This is a genomic window from Aquirufa sp. (assembly GCF_044239315.1).
GTDB lineage: Bacteria > Bacteroidota > Bacteroidia > Cytophagales > Spirosomataceae > Aquirufa.
The window spans coordinates 14,087-32,256 of the sequence record NZ_JBIIBQ010000004.1; the positions used below are offsets into that span (position 1 = coordinate 14,087).

General features: G+C 42.5%; 17 protein-coding genes. 14 read left to right on the plus strand and 3 right to left on the minus strand.

Translation table 11 applies throughout. The features are described from left to right. Positions 1-106: 106 nt before the first annotated feature. Both ACILP5_RS02005 and hemA read right to left on the minus strand, forming a co-directional pair. On the minus strand, positions 107-559 hold the full coding sequence (locus ACILP5_RS02005; protein WP_395616979.1) for a regulatory protein RecX: 453 nt from the start codon (positions 557-559) through the stop codon (positions 107-109). A 10-nt stretch (positions 560-569) separates the two neighbouring features. Next, positions 570-1,844, minus strand: coding sequence for a glutamyl-tRNA reductase (gene hemA / locus ACILP5_RS02010; RefSeq protein WP_395616980.1), 1,275 nt, complete (start codon positions 1,842-1,844; stop codon positions 570-572). A 109-nt stretch (positions 1,845-1,953) separates the two neighbouring features. On the opposite strand from hemA, the gene ACILP5_RS02015 reads away from it, so the two are divergent. The 7 genes from ACILP5_RS02015 to ACILP5_RS02045 are packed head-to-tail and all read left to right on the plus strand — an operon-like array spanning position 1,954 to position 9,131. Next, a complete protein-coding gene (locus ACILP5_RS02015; RefSeq protein ID WP_395616981.1) occupies positions 1,954-2,778 on the plus strand; it encodes an SDR family oxidoreductase in 825 nt (274 codons plus the stop codon). After that, positions 2,778-3,737 (plus strand): YheT family hydrolase, encoded by a 960-nt coding sequence (locus ACILP5_RS02020; RefSeq protein WP_395616982.1) that lies wholly within the window; start codon positions 2,778-2,780, stop codon positions 3,735-3,737. The genes ACILP5_RS02015 and ACILP5_RS02020 overlap by 1 nt, the downstream gene beginning before the upstream one ends. Positions 3,738-3,748: 11 nt before the next feature. Further along, on the plus strand, positions 3,749-5,659 hold the full coding sequence (gene serA, locus ACILP5_RS02025; RefSeq protein ID WP_395616983.1) for a phosphoglycerate dehydrogenase: 1,911 nt from the start codon (positions 3,749-3,751) through the stop codon (positions 5,657-5,659). A gap of 1 nt (position 5,660) precedes the next feature. Further along, positions 5,661-6,737, plus strand: coding sequence for an aminotransferase class V-fold PLP-dependent enzyme (locus tag ACILP5_RS02030; protein ID WP_395616984.1), 1,077 nt, complete (start codon positions 5,661-5,663; stop codon positions 6,735-6,737). Positions 6,738-6,750: 13 nt separating this feature from the next. After that, positions 6,751-7,746: a Gfo/Idh/MocA family protein gene (locus ACILP5_RS02035; RefSeq protein ID WP_395616985.1), complete on the plus strand. Its 996-nt coding sequence runs from the start codon at positions 6,751-6,753 to the stop codon at positions 7,744-7,746. After that, positions 7,739-8,395, plus strand: coding sequence for a GDSL-type esterase/lipase family protein (locus ACILP5_RS02040; RefSeq protein WP_395616986.1), 657 nt, complete (start codon positions 7,739-7,741; stop codon positions 8,393-8,395). The genes ACILP5_RS02035 and ACILP5_RS02040 overlap by 8 nt, the downstream gene beginning before the upstream one ends. After that, a complete protein-coding gene (locus ACILP5_RS02045) occupies positions 8,385-9,131 on the plus strand; it encodes an NrtR DNA-binding winged helix domain-containing protein (protein WP_395616987.1) in 747 nt (248 codons plus the stop codon). The genes ACILP5_RS02040 and ACILP5_RS02045 overlap by 11 nt, the downstream gene beginning before the upstream one ends. Positions 9,132-9,134: 3 nt before the next feature. Here the strand turns inward: ACILP5_RS02045 and ACILP5_RS02050 are convergent, their stop codons facing one another. After that, a complete protein-coding gene (locus ACILP5_RS02050) occupies positions 9,135-9,851 on the minus strand; it encodes a YebC/PmpR family DNA-binding transcriptional regulator (protein WP_395616988.1) in 717 nt (238 codons plus the stop codon). A gap of 119 nt (positions 9,852-9,970) precedes the next feature. On the opposite strand from ACILP5_RS02050, the gene ACILP5_RS02055 reads away from it, so the two are divergent. The 7 genes from ACILP5_RS02055 to accD all read left to right on the plus strand — a co-directional run bounded on the left by ACILP5_RS02055 (position 9,971) and on the right by accD (position 18,165). Continuing rightward, positions 9,971-12,208 carry a DUF5916 domain-containing protein gene (locus tag ACILP5_RS02055; RefSeq protein WP_395616989.1) on the plus strand — a complete coding sequence of 746 codons (2,238 nt, stop codon included), beginning with the start codon at positions 9,971-9,973 and terminating at the stop codon, positions 12,206-12,208. A 20-nt stretch (positions 12,209-12,228) separates the two neighbouring features. Next, positions 12,229-12,738 carry a DUF2911 domain-containing protein gene (locus ACILP5_RS02060; protein WP_395616990.1) on the plus strand — a complete coding sequence of 170 codons (510 nt, stop codon included), beginning with the start codon at positions 12,229-12,231 and terminating at the stop codon, positions 12,736-12,738. Positions 12,739-12,859: 121 nt separating this feature from the next. Continuing rightward, positions 12,860-13,228, plus strand: coding sequence for a response regulator (locus ACILP5_RS02065; RefSeq protein WP_395616991.1), 369 nt, complete (start codon positions 12,860-12,862; stop codon positions 13,226-13,228). A 4-nt stretch (positions 13,229-13,232) separates the two neighbouring features. Further along, positions 13,233-14,003 (plus strand): MBL fold metallo-hydrolase, encoded by a 771-nt coding sequence (locus ACILP5_RS02070; protein WP_395616992.1) that lies wholly within the window; start codon positions 13,233-13,235, stop codon positions 14,001-14,003. A 1-nt stretch (position 14,004) separates the two neighbouring features. After that, positions 14,005-14,652 (plus strand): HAD family hydrolase, encoded by a 648-nt coding sequence (locus tag ACILP5_RS02075; RefSeq protein WP_395616993.1) that lies wholly within the window; start codon positions 14,005-14,007, stop codon positions 14,650-14,652. Next, positions 14,649-17,267 carry a T9SS type A sorting domain-containing protein gene (locus tag ACILP5_RS02080; protein ID WP_395616994.1) on the plus strand — a complete coding sequence of 873 codons (2,619 nt, stop codon included), beginning with the start codon at positions 14,649-14,651 and terminating at the stop codon, positions 17,265-17,267. Before ACILP5_RS02075 ends, ACILP5_RS02080 begins: the two co-directional genes overlap by 4 nt. Before the next feature lie 55 nt (positions 17,268-17,322). Then, on the plus strand, positions 17,323-18,165 hold the full coding sequence (gene accD / locus ACILP5_RS02085; RefSeq protein ID WP_395616995.1) for an acetyl-CoA carboxylase, carboxyltransferase subunit beta: 843 nt from the start codon (positions 17,323-17,325) through the stop codon (positions 18,163-18,165). Positions 18,166-18,170 lie beyond the last annotated feature (5 nt).

Sequence of the window (18,170 nt, forward strand, 5' to 3'; positions counted from 1 at the left end):
AACTATATAACCGATTAGGCAGCGTTGTAATAACCTGCGTAATAATAAACTGTTAAATAGTTGATTGCGTGTGAATGCATAGCTCAAAGGTAGGAAAAATTTGCTTTTATGCAAACAGGGGCTTCAGTAGCTCGCGAACTAAAGCGGATTCATAGCCTTTCGAGAGGCCGAAGTTATAACACTTCTGGTAGCGCTGAGGTGATGTACCCGATTTTATCTCGTCTCTTTTCTTTTTCAAAAGCGTGCGTGCTTTCTCGATGTAATCCGCATCATCGATGCCATCCCAAGCACCAGCTAATAAAGAAGCAGAAATTCCACGCTTGCGTAATTCATAATTGATTTTCGTGCGTCCCCAGCTTTTTTGATTGAATTTAGAGCGGACGAAGATTTCGACAAAGCGGGCTTCGTTCAGGTAATTATTCTCGGAGAGCCAGGCTAAATATTCCGCAAATTCTGATGATAAAACCTCCAAAGTCTTCATCTTCTGCTCTAGCTCTTGGACGCATCGTTCCTGGTAGGCGCAGTAGCGGGCCAGCTTTTGGAGAATCTCGCTATTCATAACGGAAGATTTAAGATTCGATTTCTTCGAAACTCTCTAGGTTGAACAGATCGTTCAGGACATCCACCATTTTATCAGAATCGCCACGCTTGCAAGCGGCTTTTAGGTGGATGATGGGTTGCTTGATGATTTTTTGGACTAAACCAGCGGTAATTTTCTCCAGCTTCTCGGTCTCTTCCTTCGTCAAACCCTTCATATGGCGGTTCATCTCCTCCTTGCGGATTTGCTCCAATGCATTTTTCAACTTGTGAATGGTAGGCGAAACCTCCATCTCTTTAGACCAATCATTAAAGCTAATAATACTCTCTTCGATGATGGTGCGCACGTCCGGAATAGAGGCTAAGCGAGTGGCCAAAGCCTCATCCGCACGCTCCTTCAGCGTGTCGATATTGTATAATAATACGCCGTTAATCTTCTCGATTCCGTCCTCGATGCTACGCGGCACAGAAAGGTCAATGAAGTATTTAAAGGACAATAATTGCAATTTTTTAACCTCTGCTTGTGTAATCATCGGGCTATCGGTGCGAACAGACGAGATGATGATATCAGCTGCCGCAATTTCCTTCCACAAATCTGTGATAGGAGCTACTCTAAACTGATCTCGACCAGAGGCTATTTTTTCTGCTTTCTCGATCGTGCGGTTCATAATGGTGAACTCCGCAAAATCTTTTTCCTCCATGTTCTTGCACACATCTAAACCTATTTCGCCTAATCCTAGGATTAAGACTTTCGGGTGAGGAAGTGCTTGAGAAAGTTCTTCTGCTAAGGCTACGGTCGCATAAGAAACAGAGGCTGCTCCATCGCGGAACGAAGTTTCTTGCGCTACACGCTTGTTAGAATAGAAGATGGTATGCATCAAACGGTGCAAATATGGACCAGCCATATTTAAATCAGCCGCTTGTTGGTAGGCTTTTTTGATTTGGTTCGGGATTTGTAAATCCCCTACTACTTTCGACTGTAAGCCGGTAGCTACTTCGAATAAATGACGCAGAGAATCCTCTGTTTCGTTCATTTGCTTGAAATAGCCTAGGTATTCCGCCGTGTTCGTCAGGCCTTTTTCGATTAAGAAGGCTTTCGTTAAATCCGTCGAGATGTCGCGATCGGAGGTATAATAGAACTCGGTGCGGTTACAAGTAGAGACAATTAATAATTCATTTAAGCCAAAAAGATCCTTACACTTCACATAAAATCCTTTGCTCTCGTCTTCGTTCAATGCAAGCATCTCGCGAATGGCGAGCGGCGCTGTACGGTGTGAAAGGCTGACGGATTTAAACGGTAAAATCATTTCTGTCTTAAGCGAGATTATTAATTCACAAAAGTACAATGCAAAAGTTTAAAATGTATCTGTCTTTGAAAGAAAATCGTAATTTAGAAGAAGAAAAAATAAGAACAGTATGCACTTCAAAAACAAGACCGTCTTTATCACGGGAGGATCCCGTGGAATTGGATTAGAAATCGCAAAAAAATTAGCCTCAGAGGGCGCAAACATTGTTATTGCGGCCAAAACCTCAGAGCCACATCCTAAATTACCAGGTACCATTCATACGGCGGCGGCAGATATAGAGGCGGCTGGCGGAAAGGCTTTGGCCTGCATGGTCGACATTCGTGACGAAAATCAGGTTTTAGCGGCGGTGCAATTAGCCGTTGACACCTTTGGAGGTATTGATATTTTAATCAACAACGCCTCGGCTATACAGCTAACGGGTACCTTGAGTACGCAGATGAAGAAATACGATTTAATGAATCAAGTGAACACGCGCGGGACCTATTTGTGTGCGCAGGCTTGTTTGCCTCATTTATTAAAATCAGTTAATCCCCATGTGTTAACGCTTTCTCCTCCATTGAATGTGGAAGCGCGCTGGTTTGAGAACCATGTAGCCTATTCTATTGCCAAATTTGGGATGTCTTTATGTACCCTGGGAATGGCGTCGGAGTTTAAGGGGAAGGTGGCGTTTAATTCACTTTGGCCTAAAACGATCATATCCACTGCCGCGATTGAATTTGCTATAGGAAATGCGGCGATGATGCAATTAGGTCGCAAAGGTAGTATCATGGCGGATGCCGCTTCAGCTATTTTGCAGAAAGATGCGAAGACGGTCAGTGGTCATTTCTATATCGATGAAGAGGTGTTGCGTGCCGAAGGGGTGACTGATTTCACAGAATACCGCGTGAACCCGAATACACCAGAAGATCAATTGCTGCCAGACTTTTTCATTTAATGTTAGAAAATTATACCCCGCCGCTTTGGTTACCAGACGGGCATACGCAGAGTATTTATCCTTCCGTTTTTCGGAAAGTAGCATTGGATGAAATACCCCGGCGGGAACGAGTAACCACACCGGATCAAGATTTCTTGGACATCGATTGGTATGGCGGTTCGCTTTCAGACAAACCTTTGCTGATTGTCTCGCACGGATTAGAAGGATCGAGTGATCGCCAATATGTGACGGGATTAATCAACAAAATGAAGGGCATGATGAATGCGTTGGCCTGGAATTACCGCAGCTGTTCGGGGGAGCCGAACAAGAATTTGCGGTTTTACCACAGTGGAGCGACGGATGATTTGGACTTTATTATTCAGCTCGCCATTGAAAGAGGAGCGAAAGAAATTTACCTAGCAGGATTTAGTTTAGGCGGGAACATGACCTTAAAATGGTTAGGGGAACAGGGCAAAAATCCTCCTAAAATGATTCGAAAAGCTGTTGCATTTTCTGTACCTTTGCACCTTTCATCGAGTAGCAAGAAGTTAGCTAAGCGAGAAAACAGACTCTACACTCATCGATTTCTACAAACTCTCATTAATAAAGTCAAGGAAAAGTCCGCGCGCTATCCTCAGGATATCACCGTGGAGATGATTGATTCAATAAAGAGTTTAGTGGATTTTGACGATGTGATCACAGGGCCTTTGCACGGGTTTAAAGATGGGGAAGACTATTACGAAAAGAGTAGTTCCCTGTATTTTTTGGATCAGATTAACGTACCCACTTTAATCGTGAATGCAAAAAATGACCCTTTTTTATCGGCGGAATGCATTCCGGAAGACTATGTGAAAACCTTGGACTTTGTCCAATTAGATGCACAAGAAAAAGGAGGGCATTGCGGATTTTATCCGAAGAATTACCAGGGTTATACTTGGTCGGAGAATCGCGCCGAACATTGGTTTAAGAAAAGCGTTTAGAAAAATATACTATGCCTACAGCTCAAGCAGAACCTTTAAAAATTGTCATTGATTTCGATAGCACGTTCACGAAAGTGGAGGGGCTCGATGAATTAGCGAGAATCGCGCTTCAGGGAAATCCGAAGCAAGCCGAAATCGTGGGAAAGATCAAAGATATCACCGACCAGGGAATGGTGGGGGCCTATTCTTTCTCAGATTCCTTACGTGACCGCGTGGCTTTATTGCCGGCGAATCGTTCGCATGTGGATCAATTAATCGTTTTTTTAAAGGGTAAAATCTCGGAGTCGTTTAAGCGTAACAAAGATTTTTTAGAGGAGAATGCGGCGCAAATTTTGATCGTCTCCTCCGGATTCAAGGACTTTATCGTTCCTGTTGTGAGTGAAATGGGTATCCCAGCAGAAAACGTATATGCGAATACCTTTACCTATGATGCGGAAGGCAATATCACCGGTTACGATACGGATAATTTATTGTCTCAGGACAAAGGCAAAGTGCGTTTATTGCAATCCTTGCATTTAGAAGGGGAGGTTTTCGTGATAGGCGATGGCATCACAGATTATGAATTACGCGAGTCTGGATTAGCCAACAAGTTCTTTGCATTTACCGAAAACGTATCACGTAAGGCGGTGACGGACAAAGCGGATTTTATCGTTCCCTCTTTAGATGAATTCTTGTACATCAACGGCTTAAGCCGGGCACAATCCTATCCTAAATCACGAATCAAAGTTCTTTTATTAGAAAATGTGCACCCAGGTGCCGTAAATGCATTTAAAAAAGAAGGTTTCCAGGTGGAGCTTTTGAAAGGTGCATTGGATGAGGACGAATTGATCGAGAAGATCAAGGATGTGTCCATCATTGGTTTGCGTTCGAAGACGAATTTGACGAAAAAGGTATTAGAACACCCCAATGCCTCTCGTTTGATGTGTGTGGGTGCGTTCTGCATCGGTACGAATCAAATCGATTTAGTGGAATGTGAGAAGCGCGGGATTGCGGTGTTCAATGCGCCATATTCGAATACGCGTTCGGTGGTAGAATTGTCGATCGGTTTGATGGTGATGTTGACGCGTAATATCTTCGAGAAATCGACGAAAATGCACGCGGGTGTTTGGGATAAATCAGCGACGAATTCCTACGAGATTAGAGGAAAGAAAATCGGTTTAGTAGGTTATGGAAGCATAGGTACACAGATTTCTGTGATCGCGGAGGCGCTGGGTATGGAGGTGTATTTCTATGATATTGTAGATAAATTAGCCTTAGGTAATGCGAAGAAGTGCAAAAGCTTACAGGAATTATTGTCCCAAGTAGATTTTGTGAGTTTACACGTGGACGGCCGCAAGTCGAATACGAATATCATCGGGAAGCAGCAATTCTCTTGGATGAAGGATAACGCCATCTTCTTGAACTTGTCGCGCGGTCACGTGGTCGAAATTCCGGCTTTAGTGGAGGCGATAAAGTCAGGTAAAGTGTGGGGTGCGGCTATTGACGTATTCCCCTACGAACCGAAGACGAATGACGAAGAATTCTTGAATGAATTGCGTGGATTACCTAACGTGATTTTGACGCCACATATCGGTGGAAGCACCGAGGAGGCGCAGCAGAATATTGGCGAATTTGTGCCAGCGAAGTTGTTGCAATTCATTAATAACGGTAGCACTTATGGCTCTGTGAACTTCCCAGAATTACAATTGCCTCCTTTAGAGGATGCCCACCGTTTGTTGCATATTCACCACAATATGCCGGGGATTTTGGCCCAAATCAACCAAATCTTCGCGAAATACCACGTGAACATCATCGGTCAATACTTGAAGACGACAGAAAATACGGGTTATGTAATTACGGATGTGGCCAAAGAATACTCGGACGAGATCGTCAACGAATTGAAGTTGATCGATAACACGATTAAGTTTAGAATGTTATATTAATATGAGCACCTTTTTCACCCCGGGCCCTGCGGCCTTATTTCCTACGGTACAGTCCCATTATATGGAGGCTTTTCGTTTAAACCTCGGTTCGATTTCCCATCGTTCCGCGGCTTTCCGTAAGATCTACCAGCACGCAGACGAGCAATTGCGCGAATTATTCGCCTTGCCTAAGAGCCATGCGGTCCTATTTACGGGATCTGCGACGGAGGTGTGGGAGCGTATCATCATGAATACGGTGGAACATGAAAGTTTTCACTTAGTGAATGGCTCGTTTTCGAAGAAGTTTTTTGACTTCGCGAAGGACCTGCACAAATATGCGAATTCGATGCACAAGCCGTTTGGCGAGGGATTTGATGCGGAAGAAGTAGAGGTGCCAGAATATGCAGAATTGATTTGTTGCACGGCGAACGAGACAAGTTCAGGCGTGCAGATGAAGGCTTCGGAGATTCACAAGATCAAGAAGGCAAACAAGGATAAGTTTGTGGCGGTGGACATGGTTTCCTCTGCGCCTTACCCTAATCTTGATTTTAGCTTAGTAGACTCGGCCTTTTTTAGTGTCCAAAAATCGTTCGGAATGCCAGCCGGGTTAGGTGTATGGTTTGCGAATGAGGCGATGCTTGAGAAGTCAGAGCGTATGAAGAAACACGAAGGAATCGTGGGGACCTATCACTCGCTGCCGAGCCTTTGGGAAAATTATAAGAATTTCGAGACGCCAGAAACACCAAATGTGATGGCGATTTATGTACTAGGCAAAGTGGCGGAGGATTTTAACCGAATCGGCGTGGAGACCATGCGCAAGGAGACGGATAAAAAAGCGAAGGCCTTGTATGATTTTGCCAAAAAATCAGATAATTTCGAAATATTCGTAGAGAACGAAAATCACCGTTCAGCGACTGTGGTGGTGTTAAATTGCAAAGAGGGGTCGTCTAAAGTGATCTCTACGATTAAAGAGAGAAGCGATATGATTATCGGGGCGGGATATGGTAAATTGAAAGAAACCCAAATCCGCATCGCGAATTTCCCAGCAGTAAATTTTGACCAAGTTCAGTCTTTAATAACTGAATTAGGTTCTTTATAATAAACCTAGAACTATGAAAAATGGAGCGCCCATTCGGTGGGGTATATTAGCGTGCGGCGGAATTGCTCGCAAATTTGCGGACGATTTAGCTTTTGTAAAAGACGGTTATTTAGCCGCAGTTTCCTCTAGAGAAATTTCTCGTGCGCAAGAATTCGCGTCTCATTATGGACCGGATGTAAAGTGCTACGGCAGCTACGAAGCGATGCTTTCAAGTGGTGAAATCGATGTCGTTTACATCGCCTCTCCACATGGTTTACATCACGAACATACCTTAATGTGCTTGAATGCAGGACTTCCTGTATTGTGCGAGAAAGCATTCGCGATCAATTCGAAGCAGGTAGCGGAGATGATTCAATCTGCACGCGATAAGAAAATCTTCCTGATGGAAGCTTTGTGGACGCGTTTCCACCCATCGATTGTGAAATTGCAAGAAATTCTAGACTCAGGTGTGATAGGTGATATCATTCACTTGGCGGCAGATTTTGGCTTCCCCGCGCCTTACGATCCGGAGGCACGTTGGTTTAATCCTGCGTTGACTGGTGGATCCCTATTAGACATCGGAATCTATCCTTTATTTATTTCCAAATTCGTTCTAGGGAATCCCCTCGAAATGAAGGCTACGGGCGTTATGGCACCTACGGGCGTGGATATGAATACATCGATCGCCTTGAAATACAGCTCAGGTGCCACAGCAAGCCTATTCTCAACCTTTGCGACGAAGACCGATACGACCTGTGAGATTCACGGGACGAAAGGGAAAATACATATGCATTCTCGCTTCCATGAGACGAAAGGAATCACGGTTACGATTCACGAAACTGAGCAAGAAACGTTCTACGAAACAGAGCGTTTAGGCTGGGGTTACAGTTACGAAGCGGAGGCAGTTCAGGCAGATTTACGCGCTGGTCGCACAGAAAACGCCTTGATGTCGCACGCTTTTAGTACTGAATTAATGGCTTTATTAGATGAAATTCGTTCCCAAATCGGTTTAACATATCCTAATGAATAAGATCCTACTTTTCCTGTTTTTATCCTTCAGCGTTTTTGCGCAGAAACCACTCGATCGTTTTGAAAAAGAAATCAGAGCATTTGAAAAGCTAGATTCGATTGCCATGCCTACAAAAGGAATGAAGTTGTTCATTGGCTCCTCTAGCTTCCGTTTGTGGAAAAACTTCGATTCGGATATGAAGGGAATGAATGCCATTAACCGAGGTTTTGGTGGGAGCACTTTAAAAGAAGCCTTGTATTATTTTGACCGGATGGTAGTGAAATACCAGCCGTCTTGGGTTTTTATGTACGAGGGAGATAATGATTTAGCGGGTGGCCAAAGTCCGGAAGAGATTGCCCTGCAGTTCGAGGAATTCTCTGCGCGTTTAGCGAAGCAAGTACCTAAGGCAAAATTAGTTTTCGTTTCTGCTCGCCCTAGTTTAGCTCGCGAGTCGATGAAGGCGAAACAACAAGATTTAAATCAGCGCATCGTTGACATCGCTGCGAAGAAAAAAGGACATTATGTCATCGATATGCACTCCCCATTTTATAACCCAGATGGTACATTAATGCAAGATATTTTCGTGGCAGATCGTTTGCACCTGAATGAAAAGGGATATGTAATTTTCGCAAAGCAAATACAAAACTTTCTTCAAAAGTATGCCAAATAGGGATGTTTTAAAGGGGGATTGGTTATCGAATATTTCGGTAGACTGCGTTATTTTCGGTTTCCAAGAGAACCAATTAAAAGTACTATTGTTGAAGTTTAAAAATAACGAAGTCTGGTCTCTGCCGGGTGGATTTATTGGTAAAGAGGAGGATGCGGATGAGGCTGCAAAGCGCGTCTTGTGGCAGAGAACCGGATTAGAAGATATCTACTTGCAACAGTTTCATGCCTTTGGCGACCTCAAAAGAAATATTGGGGCGTTTGAAAAGCACGAGGAAATAAACCTCGCTATGGGTCGCTCTAAAGAAGATTTAACCTGGTTGTCTAATCGCTATATCACGATCGGTTATTATGCCCTAGTGGAGTATTCGAAAGTGCAGGTGACTTTGAATGATGTGTCAGACGATTCGGCTTGGATGGATGCAGATCAGATTCCACCCCTATTTCTAGATCACAATACCATTGTTTCCACAGGTTTAGCCCATTTGCGCGCATCAATTGATACAAAATTAGCAGCCTTTAATTTATTGCCGGAGACATTCACCATGTCTGAATTACAACAGGTCTATGAGACCATTTTAGGCAAGCCATTAGTCAGGACTAATTTCCAGCGCAAGATGTTGAGCTTGGATATTCTGGAGCGTATCGAAAAGAAATACACGGGAGGTGCTCACAAGGCCCCTTATTTGTATCGTTTGGACAAGAAAAAAGCGGAGGCTTTTATGTCCTCCGCTTCCTAAATTTTAGCCCATGTTATGGTAGACGTTTTGCACGTCGTCGTCTTCTTCTAGACGCTCGATCAGTTTCTCCACGTCAGCAACTTGTGCATCTGTTAATTCTTTCGTTTCATCCGGGATGCGTTCGAAGTCTGCTCCCATTAATTCAAAGCCTTTTTCTTCTAAGAATTTTTGAATCGCCCCAAAAGCGGTAAATTCTCCATAGATATTGATCTGGTTCGTTTCCTCGTCTAAGAATACTTCATCTCCACCTAAGTCAATGAGGTCGAATTCCAATTCTTCTAAATCGATTTCCGGTTTTGCTGCAATCTTAAAAACGGATTTCCGCGTAAAGATGAAGTCTAACATTCCTGTTGTTCCTAAGCTACCACCACATTTGGTGAAAGAGGAGCGGATGTTTGCCACGGTGCGGTTGATGTTATCTGTCGTTGTTTCTACTAAGATGGCAATACCGTGTAGTGCATATCCTTCGTATACAATCTCTTTGTAATCTTCTTGGTCTTTTGAAGTAGCCCGTTTGATCGCACGCTCTACGTTTTCCTTCGGCATGTTCACTGCCTTCGCGTTTTGGATGATGGCACGCAAACGCGAGTTTGATGTAGGATCACCACCTCCAGCTTTTACAGCAATCACAATATCCTTACCGATTTTGGTGAAGGTTTTGGCCATTTGACCCCAACGTTTGAATTTTCTCGCTTTTCTAAATTCGAAGGCTCTTCCCATAGTTCATTTATTTACAGTGCAAAAATAAAACAAGCTGATTGAATTCCGCTATCTGAGCTAAAAAAAATCCCCCTACAGACCCCCGCTAGATACCTGAGAAATTTGGCTAAATTGCAGGAATGAAAAAATTCCTTGTCCTTATTTTATTGATTTGTAGCACGTCTCTTTATGCCCAGAAGAAGAACGAAAATTTTCAAATGCTTATCAAAAAAACTACGGGCCCCATTAAAATTGATGGAGTTATAGATGAAAATGCGTGGTTTCAGTCTGCTGCCGTGAGTGATTTTATGATGTGTAATCCCTTCGACTCTCTGTGTGCTCAGGTACGCACGGATGTGAAGATGACCTATGACGATAAATACATTTACATTTCGGCAGAGTGTTTTTTGAAAGAGCCGGGGGCCTTTGTGGTAGAGTCGATGAAGCGGGATTTTGGTTTTGGGGTAAATGATAATTTTTTAGTGTTCATTGATACATTTGAGGATAAGACGACTGGCTTTGCCTTTGGGGCGAATGCGGCAGGTGCGCAATGGGATGGACAGATGTCTGAGGGTTCTAAAGTAAATTTAAACTGGGATAATAAGTGGGAATCAGCCACAACCTACAAGCGAGACTCTTGGATTTTCGAAGCGGCGATTCCGTTTAAGTCCATCCGTTATAAGGGCAATCTTCAACGCTGGGGGATTAATTTTTCCCGATATGATTTGAAGGCCAAAGAAAAATCTGCCTGGGCTCCTGTCCCTCGGCAATTCCCCACCGCTTCTTTAGCCTTTGCAGGTGTATTGGTTTGGGATACTCCTCCACCTACCCCTAAGAAGAATATCTCTTTTATTCCGTATGTTTTATCCGGTGGCACGGCAAATTATGAGACGAAAGACCCAACTAAAATGCGCAATCAAATAGGGGGTGATATTAAGGTGTCGATTAATTCAGGGTTGAATTTAGATATGACCTTGAATCCAGATTTTTCTCAAGTGGATGTGGATCGACAGCAGACGAATCTAGACCGTTTTGAGCTATTTTATCCGGAGAAAAGACAGTTTTTTATTGAGAACTCTGATTTGTTTGATGGATTTGGAACAGAGAGTATTCGGCCTTTTTTTACGAGAAGAATCGGTATTGCCTTGAATCCTAAAACGGGAATTTATGAGCAGACGCCTATTACGTATGGAGCACGTTTAAGTGGTAAACTGAATCAGGATTGGCGGATTGGGGCCCTGAATGTGCAGTCTGAGCGGAATGAAATAAAGGGGGTGCCTACTCAAAACTATTCCATGATCGCTTTGCAACGCAAGGTATTCGCGCGCTCGAACATAGGGGCTTACATGGTGAACAAACAATCCTTTCTGGACTCTGATTTACAACGTTCGAATGGTTTTCAGGCCTTTAATCGTGATGTGGGTTTTGAGTACAATTTAGCGTCCGCTAACAATTTTTGGACCGGAACGCTCTTTTATGCGAACACGATTAGTCCTTTGCAAAAGGATAGGAGTTTTGCGCAAGCCGCTGCTTTGGCCTACAAAGACAATAACTGGACATTTGGAATTAAAGAATCCTGGGTAGGGGAGAACTACAATCCTGAAACGGGTTATGTGCCTCGGATTAACTTTTTCCAGGTACAGACTGATGCCGCGAAGAATTTCTACCCGAAAGACAAAACCACGAATGTCTTTTACACGACATTATCAGCCATGTCGGTGAGCTATTGGAACAACCAAGGCACATATACTGATAATACCACCTATATCGCCTACGATGGAACGATGAAGGATCGCTCGACTTTTGGGGTGTACCTTTCTTATGATTATGTGAAATTATTGTATGATTTCGATGCAACACGTATGGGAAATACGCCTTTAAAAAGGGGGACAGACCACGACTGGTATGCATTGAATGCGCGTTATGGTTCTTCGCCTATTAAGTTATTTACGTACTCTCTCACATCTCGGATTGGCGGTTATTACGGGAATGGCTGGCGTACGGGCGTTACAGCGGATATCGGTTACCGTTTTCAGCCTTATGGAAGTTTTTCGGTGGCCCTGGATTATAATGATATCGTAGACGTCTACGTACCTGGGGTGGATATAATGGGCAAGGACTTTTCTCGGAAAATTTCCTCTAACTTTTGGATTATTCGACCAAAAATTGACATCACATTTACGAATAAATTGTTCTTTGCGACCTTCTTTCAAATCAACCAGCAAACGAAAAATGTTAATTTAAATGCGCGACTACAATGGCGTTACAAGCCAGCGTCTGACTTTTTTCTCGTTTACACGGATAATTATTTTCCAGAAATCATGAAAATTCGTAACCGTGCAGTAGTGTTGAAATTGAATTATTGGCTTAATTTGTAATCTAAATAAATCACACATCTATGAAAAAGTACTTATTGTTATTATCCTGTTTAGTTTCTTTCAGTGTTTTAGCACAGAAAGCAGTTCCATCACCTCCTGCCGTTGCATCACAAAAAGTGGGCAATACGGAAGTAATGATTAAATATGCACAACCTTCGACGAAAGGCCGTTTGGTTTTTGGTACAAAAGAGGCGAAAGCATTAGTACCTTACGGTGAAGTTTGGAGAACAGGCGCGAACGATGCGACTACGTTCGAAATTTCAAATGATATTACGGTTCAAGGGAAAACATTAGCTAAAGGAGTTTACTCTTTATTCTCGATTCCAGGTGAGTCAGAATGGACGATTATCTTTAACAAAGATGCTAAAATGTGGGGAGCTTATACCTACAAAGAAGCAAATGATGTTCTTCGCGTTAAAGCTCGTGTGAGTGAGCATGCGCACACAGAAAAATTCACCATCGGTATCACAGCTGCTGGCCAAGTGACTTTAGATTGGGATAAATCATCAGTTTCTTTTTACCTGAAATAAAATCAAGAAGTTGATAAAAAAGCGGCTCAGAAATGGGTCGCTTTTTTTATTGCCAAAATTCGTTTGAATTCCACATTCCTTTGGCTATTTTTACTCGCAATTGACGATAAATAAAGAATATATGAAAAAGGTATTGATAGCGGAAGATAGCTCAGTGATCCAAAATTTAGCGAAGAAGATTTTAGAATTTCAAAATTTTGAGATACACGCCGTGAAAAACGGACAACAAGTATTAGATGAATTAGCGAAAGCTGAATTCGATATTATCTTACTTGATATCAATATGCCGGTAATGGACGGTATGGATTGTGCTCGTTCTGTACGTGCACTAGCAGATAAGAAAAAAGCAGCCATTCCGATGATCGCGATTACCGGAAATGCACGCAATTATTCAATGGATGATTTCAAAGCAGCTGGATTTAATGATTTCTTAGCAAAACCCTTGAACTTCGATTCATTGGTTTCTCAGGTGAAAGCCTTAACAGAATAAGCTCATGTCCCCTTCTAAAGTAACGTTTTTAGGAACGGGAACTTCGCAGGGGATTCCGATGATTGCTTGTAACTGTTCAGTTTGTCAGTCTACAGACGAGCGAGACAAGCGTCTCCGTGTTTCGATTCATGTCGAAATAGGCGGTAAAAGTTTTATCATTGATACGGGTCCTGATTTTCGTCAGCAGGTCCTTCGGGCCGGAATTAAGCGTTTAGATGCCGTCCTGTATACACATGAACACAAAGATCATACCGCCGGAATGGATGATGTGCGTGGATTTAATTTTCACCAACAATCTGCGATTCCTCTGTATGCCCGAGCCCAGGTAATTGCACAGTTGAAACAAGAGTTTGCCTATGCTTTTGGAGATAATAAATACCCAGGTGTGCCCGAAATTGATGTGTATGAAATCGATGGTCAGCCATTCACTTTGCAAGGAATTGATATTCAGCCCGTATTTGTGAAGCATTATTATCTTGATGTCTTGGGGTTTCGTTTTGGTAAATTTGCCTATGTAACAGATGCGAATTCCATAGCCCCAGAGGAGCAAGATAAATTACGTGATTTAGATGTCTTAGTGATTAATGCCTTGCGCAAGACCTCCCATATTTCGCATTATACTCTAGCAGAAGCGCTTGATTTGATCGCTGATTTAAAGCCTAAAAAGGCCTATATTACACACATTAGCCACCAAATGGGCTTGCATGCTGAAGTTAATAAAGAGTTGCCACCTAACGTTTCATTAGCCCATGACGGGCTTGTTTTAGACTTCTGATATGTCGTTAAAAGCTGTTTTGTTTGATATGGATGGAGTGATTGTGGATAATTTACCATATCACGTGGAGGCTTGGTTGCTATTTTGTGAACGTAATGGTATTCCTTTAACGAAGGAGGTATTTTACAAAGAGCTGAATGGAATGAATTCGAAGGATACCTTCGAATGGTTTTATAAAAAAGAGATGACCCGGGCTGAGGTAGCGGTCTTGGAAGAGGAGAAAGAATTACTTTACCGCGGATTTTATGCTGAGCATAGAAAGCCAGCGGAAGGGCTACTGATTTTTTTGCAGGATTTGCGATCAAGAGGTATTAAAACGGCCTTAGCTACATCAGCGGGGCCTGGAAATATAGATTTTATTGTGGATGGTTTAGGTATTCGGGATCAGTTTGATGCTATAATTGGTGGCGCAGAAGTCACTAAAGGTAAGCCTGATCCAGAGATATATGTGAAAGCGGCAGCACTTGTAGATGTTGCGCCGGAGGATTGTTGGGTAATTGAGGATTCTCTTCAAGGGATTGCCTCTGGACTTGCCGCTGGTGCTCGAGTGGTAGGAATAACGACTTCCCATACGGCGGAGGAATTAGCGCATACACAAGTGATTGCCTCCAATTTTATGGGTTTATATCAAAAAATAGCAGCTTTATGAGAATACTGTCAATCTTATTCGTTTTTATTAGCCTAGCGGCATATTCTCAAAAGGGACGTCCTAAAATGGAAATGGTTCCTGGCATCATGATTCAGGAATATACACCTGAATTCATGGGTTTGAAACGCGATTTACCAGAAGGATATACGGAATCAATGCGCGCCATTTTAGCGCAAGCTGAGGCGATCAAACTTGAAGCAACTTCCCAAACCCAAGCTTCAGCAACCATCAACTTAACGTTTGAAACACCTCCTCCTGCAGATATAAAAGCTGTTTTTGAAAAAGCAGCAGCCACCTGGTCAACTGTATTTTCATCTGATGTACCCATTACTATTTATGTTAAATGGGCACCCTTAGCTGCCAATGTTTTAGGGAGTGCAGGGACTACAGCAAATATCCGAAACTTTGTGGGGGCTAATCGTATAAATACATTTTATCCCATCGCTTTAGCTGAGAAAATGGCGCATAAAAACTTGAATGGGAATAACCCTGATGTTGTAGCGACCTTTAACTCTGACTTTAAGGATTGGTATATAGCAACAACTGGAGTGCCTGAAAGTTCTCAAATCGACCTTTATTCGGTTGTTTTACATGAGATGGGACATGGTCTCGGATTTATTGGTCAAATATCTGTTACTGATGGTAAGGCAGGATATGGTTATCCTGGTATTTTTGACCAGTATTTGATTAACTCTGCGAAAGCTTCATTAACGGATACCACTAAGTTCAAGAATCCATCCACGGCACTTTACAGTCAAATAATCTCTAATGATATTAGTTTATCCTCACCTTCGATTTTAAATGCAAATGGAGGTGCTTCAGCTAAAATCTATGCGCCAACAACCTATAAAGAAGGGTCTAGTATCTACCATGTGGACCAAGCAACTTACGGTGTGGCAAGTCCTAATGCCTTAATGACACCTCAAATTGCAAGAGGAGAGATTACTCATTCCATAGGCCCTATCGTTAGTTCTGCCTTTAAAGATTTTGGCTGGTATTCTTCTAATTTGATAGGGGATGAATATAGTGATACAGAGGATCAGTCGACAGATAAACTATTTTCTGTGAAAGTGTTTTCGGATACGCTTTGGGATGAATCCTCCTTGAAACTTTATTTAGCTATTAATTCGAATTCATTTAATCCTATTTCTACATTTTCTAAATCAGGAAATACCTATTCTTATACCTTGCCTAAAAGTACGACGCCTCGAAATATTAAGTATTACTGGTATGCTCAGGAAAAATCTGGCAAGAAATTTGTTACCCCAGCTGAAGCGCCGCTCATAACTGGGACACCCTATGGTAGTTTTTTTGAGTTCAACATTGCCCCTGATACCACTAAACCGGAGGTGGTATTTGCAAACTCATTGAAGTATGTTTTCAGTTCACAGAACGTAATTCCGCTACCTACCTTGCTAGCTGCTGATAACATTGGTATTGATACGGTTTACATGGAGTACTCTATCAATAATGGTTCTGTGATTCGAAAAGGTTTCAAAAAAATCGCTGGATTTAACTTCAGTTATTCGAATAGTTTTGAATTCGCTGCGGGCCTATTGAAGGCAGGTGATGTGATTAAATACCGAGTTATAGTTAAAGACAAGGCAAAAATCACCAATGTTGTCACGCTTCCTGCCACCGGCAATTTCGAATTTACAGTCCTAAGTTTGCAGTCCCCTGTAGGAAGTTATATTCAAAATTTTGATACGAATCCCTCTTCAGATTTTTATTTAAAAGGTTTCAGTTTTGCAAAACCTACTGGTTTTTCTACCATAGGATTACATAGTCAACATCCTTATGCGGATGGGACTGAGGAATCTTATGATGGTGCAGGCGGGTCAGATAAGTTCACAAATAATGATGCCATTTTACTAAAGCCCATTACAGTTCGAGCCGATACGGCGAAAATAATTTTTGATGAAGTGGTATTGGTTGAACCGGGAGAGGCAGGGGCTCCTTTTTTAAATCCTAATGGAACAGTTAATCGAGAATTCTTTGATTATGTGATAGTGCAAGCCTCCAAAGATGCGGGCAGAAACTGGTTTAATCTAATCAATGGCTGGGATTCGAGTCATTCACCACTTTGGTTAGGCGTGTATAATTCAGGTAGTGATTCGAAGGGGAATTCAACTGGTGTGGGTACATCTACGTTGACTATAAAAAGGGAAATCGACTTACTTTCTTCTGGCATTTTTAAAGCCGGAGATCAATTAATATTACGTTTTCGATTGCATGCGGATGTAGGGGCACATGGCTGGGGTTGGGCAATTGATAATTTAGCGATTCAAGAACAAGTAGCTCCGCCACCACCGCCACCACCACCGCCATTGGTTTTAGCGGCTGAGCCTGCCTCATATTCAGCAGAATTGCAGGTTACTCCTAATCCTTCCTCTCAGCTTATCCGGGTGAAATTAAGAGTAGATTCTTCAGATGAGCCAATAAAAGCTGGGATATTAAATGGCTCAGGACAGTGGGTTCAGCAAGAAAACATACAGGTGAAAGGCGGAATAGTAGATAAACTATTTGATGTTTCTATGCTGCCAGCTGGAATATATTATGTTCAGTTAATTGCCAATGGAAGCGTATATAATAAGCGAATTATTGTGGTTCGCTAAGGCCTAGCAAAGCTTTTTACTTATCTTTGTAGTCTTAATCATTAAAATTAGCCCTATGTCTTGGTTTTCAAGAAAAGAAAAAGGAATTGTTACCCCCACCGCCTCTAAGTTAGATGCTCCGGATGGTTTGTGGTACCAGTGTCCTTCTTGCAAAAAAGCGATTCATACGCGCGAACACCGTCTGTTTGCCTATACTTGTTCGGGTTGTAATTACCACGAAAAGATAGGTTCTCAAGACTATTTCGAGTTGTTATTTGATAATTCTCTTTATACCGAATTAGATCCTATGATGGGTTCTGGAGACCCATTGGAGTTTACAGATACAAAAAAATACACGGACCGAATTAAAGCCACAGAATACAACACAGGCTTGAAAGATGCGGTTCGAACGGCCTATGGTGAGATTAACGGATTACCTATCTGTATTTCAGCCATGGACTTTAATTTTATTGGTGGATCGATGGGGTCTGTAGTAGGTGAGAAGATTACACGCGGAATGCGACATTCGTTAGAAACGGGGAAGCCATTCTTAATGATTTCTCGCTCCGGTGGTGCACGTATGATGGAGGCTGGTTTTTCTTTAATGCAGATGGCCAAAACCTCTTCTCTAATCGCCCTCCTCGCAGAAGCTAAGATTCCTTATATCTCTTTGATGACGAATCCGACCACCGGTGGTGTGACGGCATCCTTCGCGATGCTAGGCGACTTCAACATCGCTGAGCCCGGTGCTTTGATAGGCTTTGCTGGCCCACGTGTTATCAAAGAAACGATCGGAAAGGATTTACCTAAAGGGTTCCAAAGCGCTGAATTCGTCGAAGAACATGGCTTCTTAGATTTCATCGTTGATCGCAAAGATTTAAAAGACAAATTGAGTTCCTTGTTAGGGATGTTGAAATAAACAAA

Coding starts and splice junctions, on each gene's coding strand:
- ACILP5_RS02080 (WP_395616994.1), top strand. CDS start 14,649: ATGAGAATACTGTCAATCTTATTCGTTTTTATTAGCCTAGCGGCATAT.
- ACILP5_RS02020 (WP_395616982.1), top strand. CDS start 2,778: ATGTTAGAAAATTATACCCCGCCGCTTTGGTTACCAGACGGGCATACG.
- ACILP5_RS02070 (WP_395616992.1), top strand. CDS start 13,233: ATGTCCCCTTCTAAAGTAACGTTTTTAGGAACGGGAACTTCGCAGGGG.
- ACILP5_RS02045 (WP_395616987.1), top strand. CDS start 8,385: ATGCCAAATAGGGATGTTTTAAAGGGGGATTGGTTATCGAATATTTCG.
- ACILP5_RS02060 (WP_395616990.1), top strand. CDS start 12,229: ATGAAAAAGTACTTATTGTTATTATCCTGTTTAGTTTCTTTCAGTGTT.
- ACILP5_RS02055 (WP_395616989.1), top strand. CDS start 9,971: ATGAAAAAATTCCTTGTCCTTATTTTATTGATTTGTAGCACGTCTCTT.
- ACILP5_RS02035 (WP_395616985.1), top strand. CDS start 6,751: ATGAAAAATGGAGCGCCCATTCGGTGGGGTATATTAGCGTGCGGCGGA.
- ACILP5_RS02065 (WP_395616991.1), top strand. CDS start 12,860: ATGAAAAAGGTATTGATAGCGGAAGATAGCTCAGTGATCCAAAATTTA.
- ACILP5_RS02040 (WP_395616986.1), top strand. CDS start 7,739: ATGAATAAGATCCTACTTTTCCTGTTTTTATCCTTCAGCGTTTTTGCG.
- ACILP5_RS02030 (WP_395616984.1), top strand. CDS start 5,661: ATGAGCACCTTTTTCACCCCGGGCCCTGCGGCCTTATTTCCTACGGTA.
- ACILP5_RS02005 (WP_395616979.1), bottom strand. CDS start 559: ATGAATAGCGAGATTCTCCAAAAGCTGGCCCGCTACTGCGCCTACCAG.
- ACILP5_RS02050 (WP_395616988.1), bottom strand. CDS start 9,851: ATGGGAAGAGCCTTCGAATTTAGAAAAGCGAGAAAATTCAAACGTTGG.
- ACILP5_RS02075 (WP_395616993.1), top strand. CDS start 14,005: ATGTCGTTAAAAGCTGTTTTGTTTGATATGGATGGAGTGATTGTGGAT.
- ACILP5_RS02015 (WP_395616981.1), top strand. CDS start 1,954: ATGCACTTCAAAAACAAGACCGTCTTTATCACGGGAGGATCCCGTGGA.
- serA (WP_395616983.1), top strand. CDS start 3,749: ATGCCTACAGCTCAAGCAGAACCTTTAAAAATTGTCATTGATTTCGAT.
- accD (WP_395616995.1), top strand. CDS start 17,323: ATGTCTTGGTTTTCAAGAAAAGAAAAAGGAATTGTTACCCCCACCGCC.
- hemA (WP_395616980.1), bottom strand. CDS start 1,844: ATGATTTTACCGTTTAAATCCGTCAGCCTTTCACACCGTACAGCGCCG.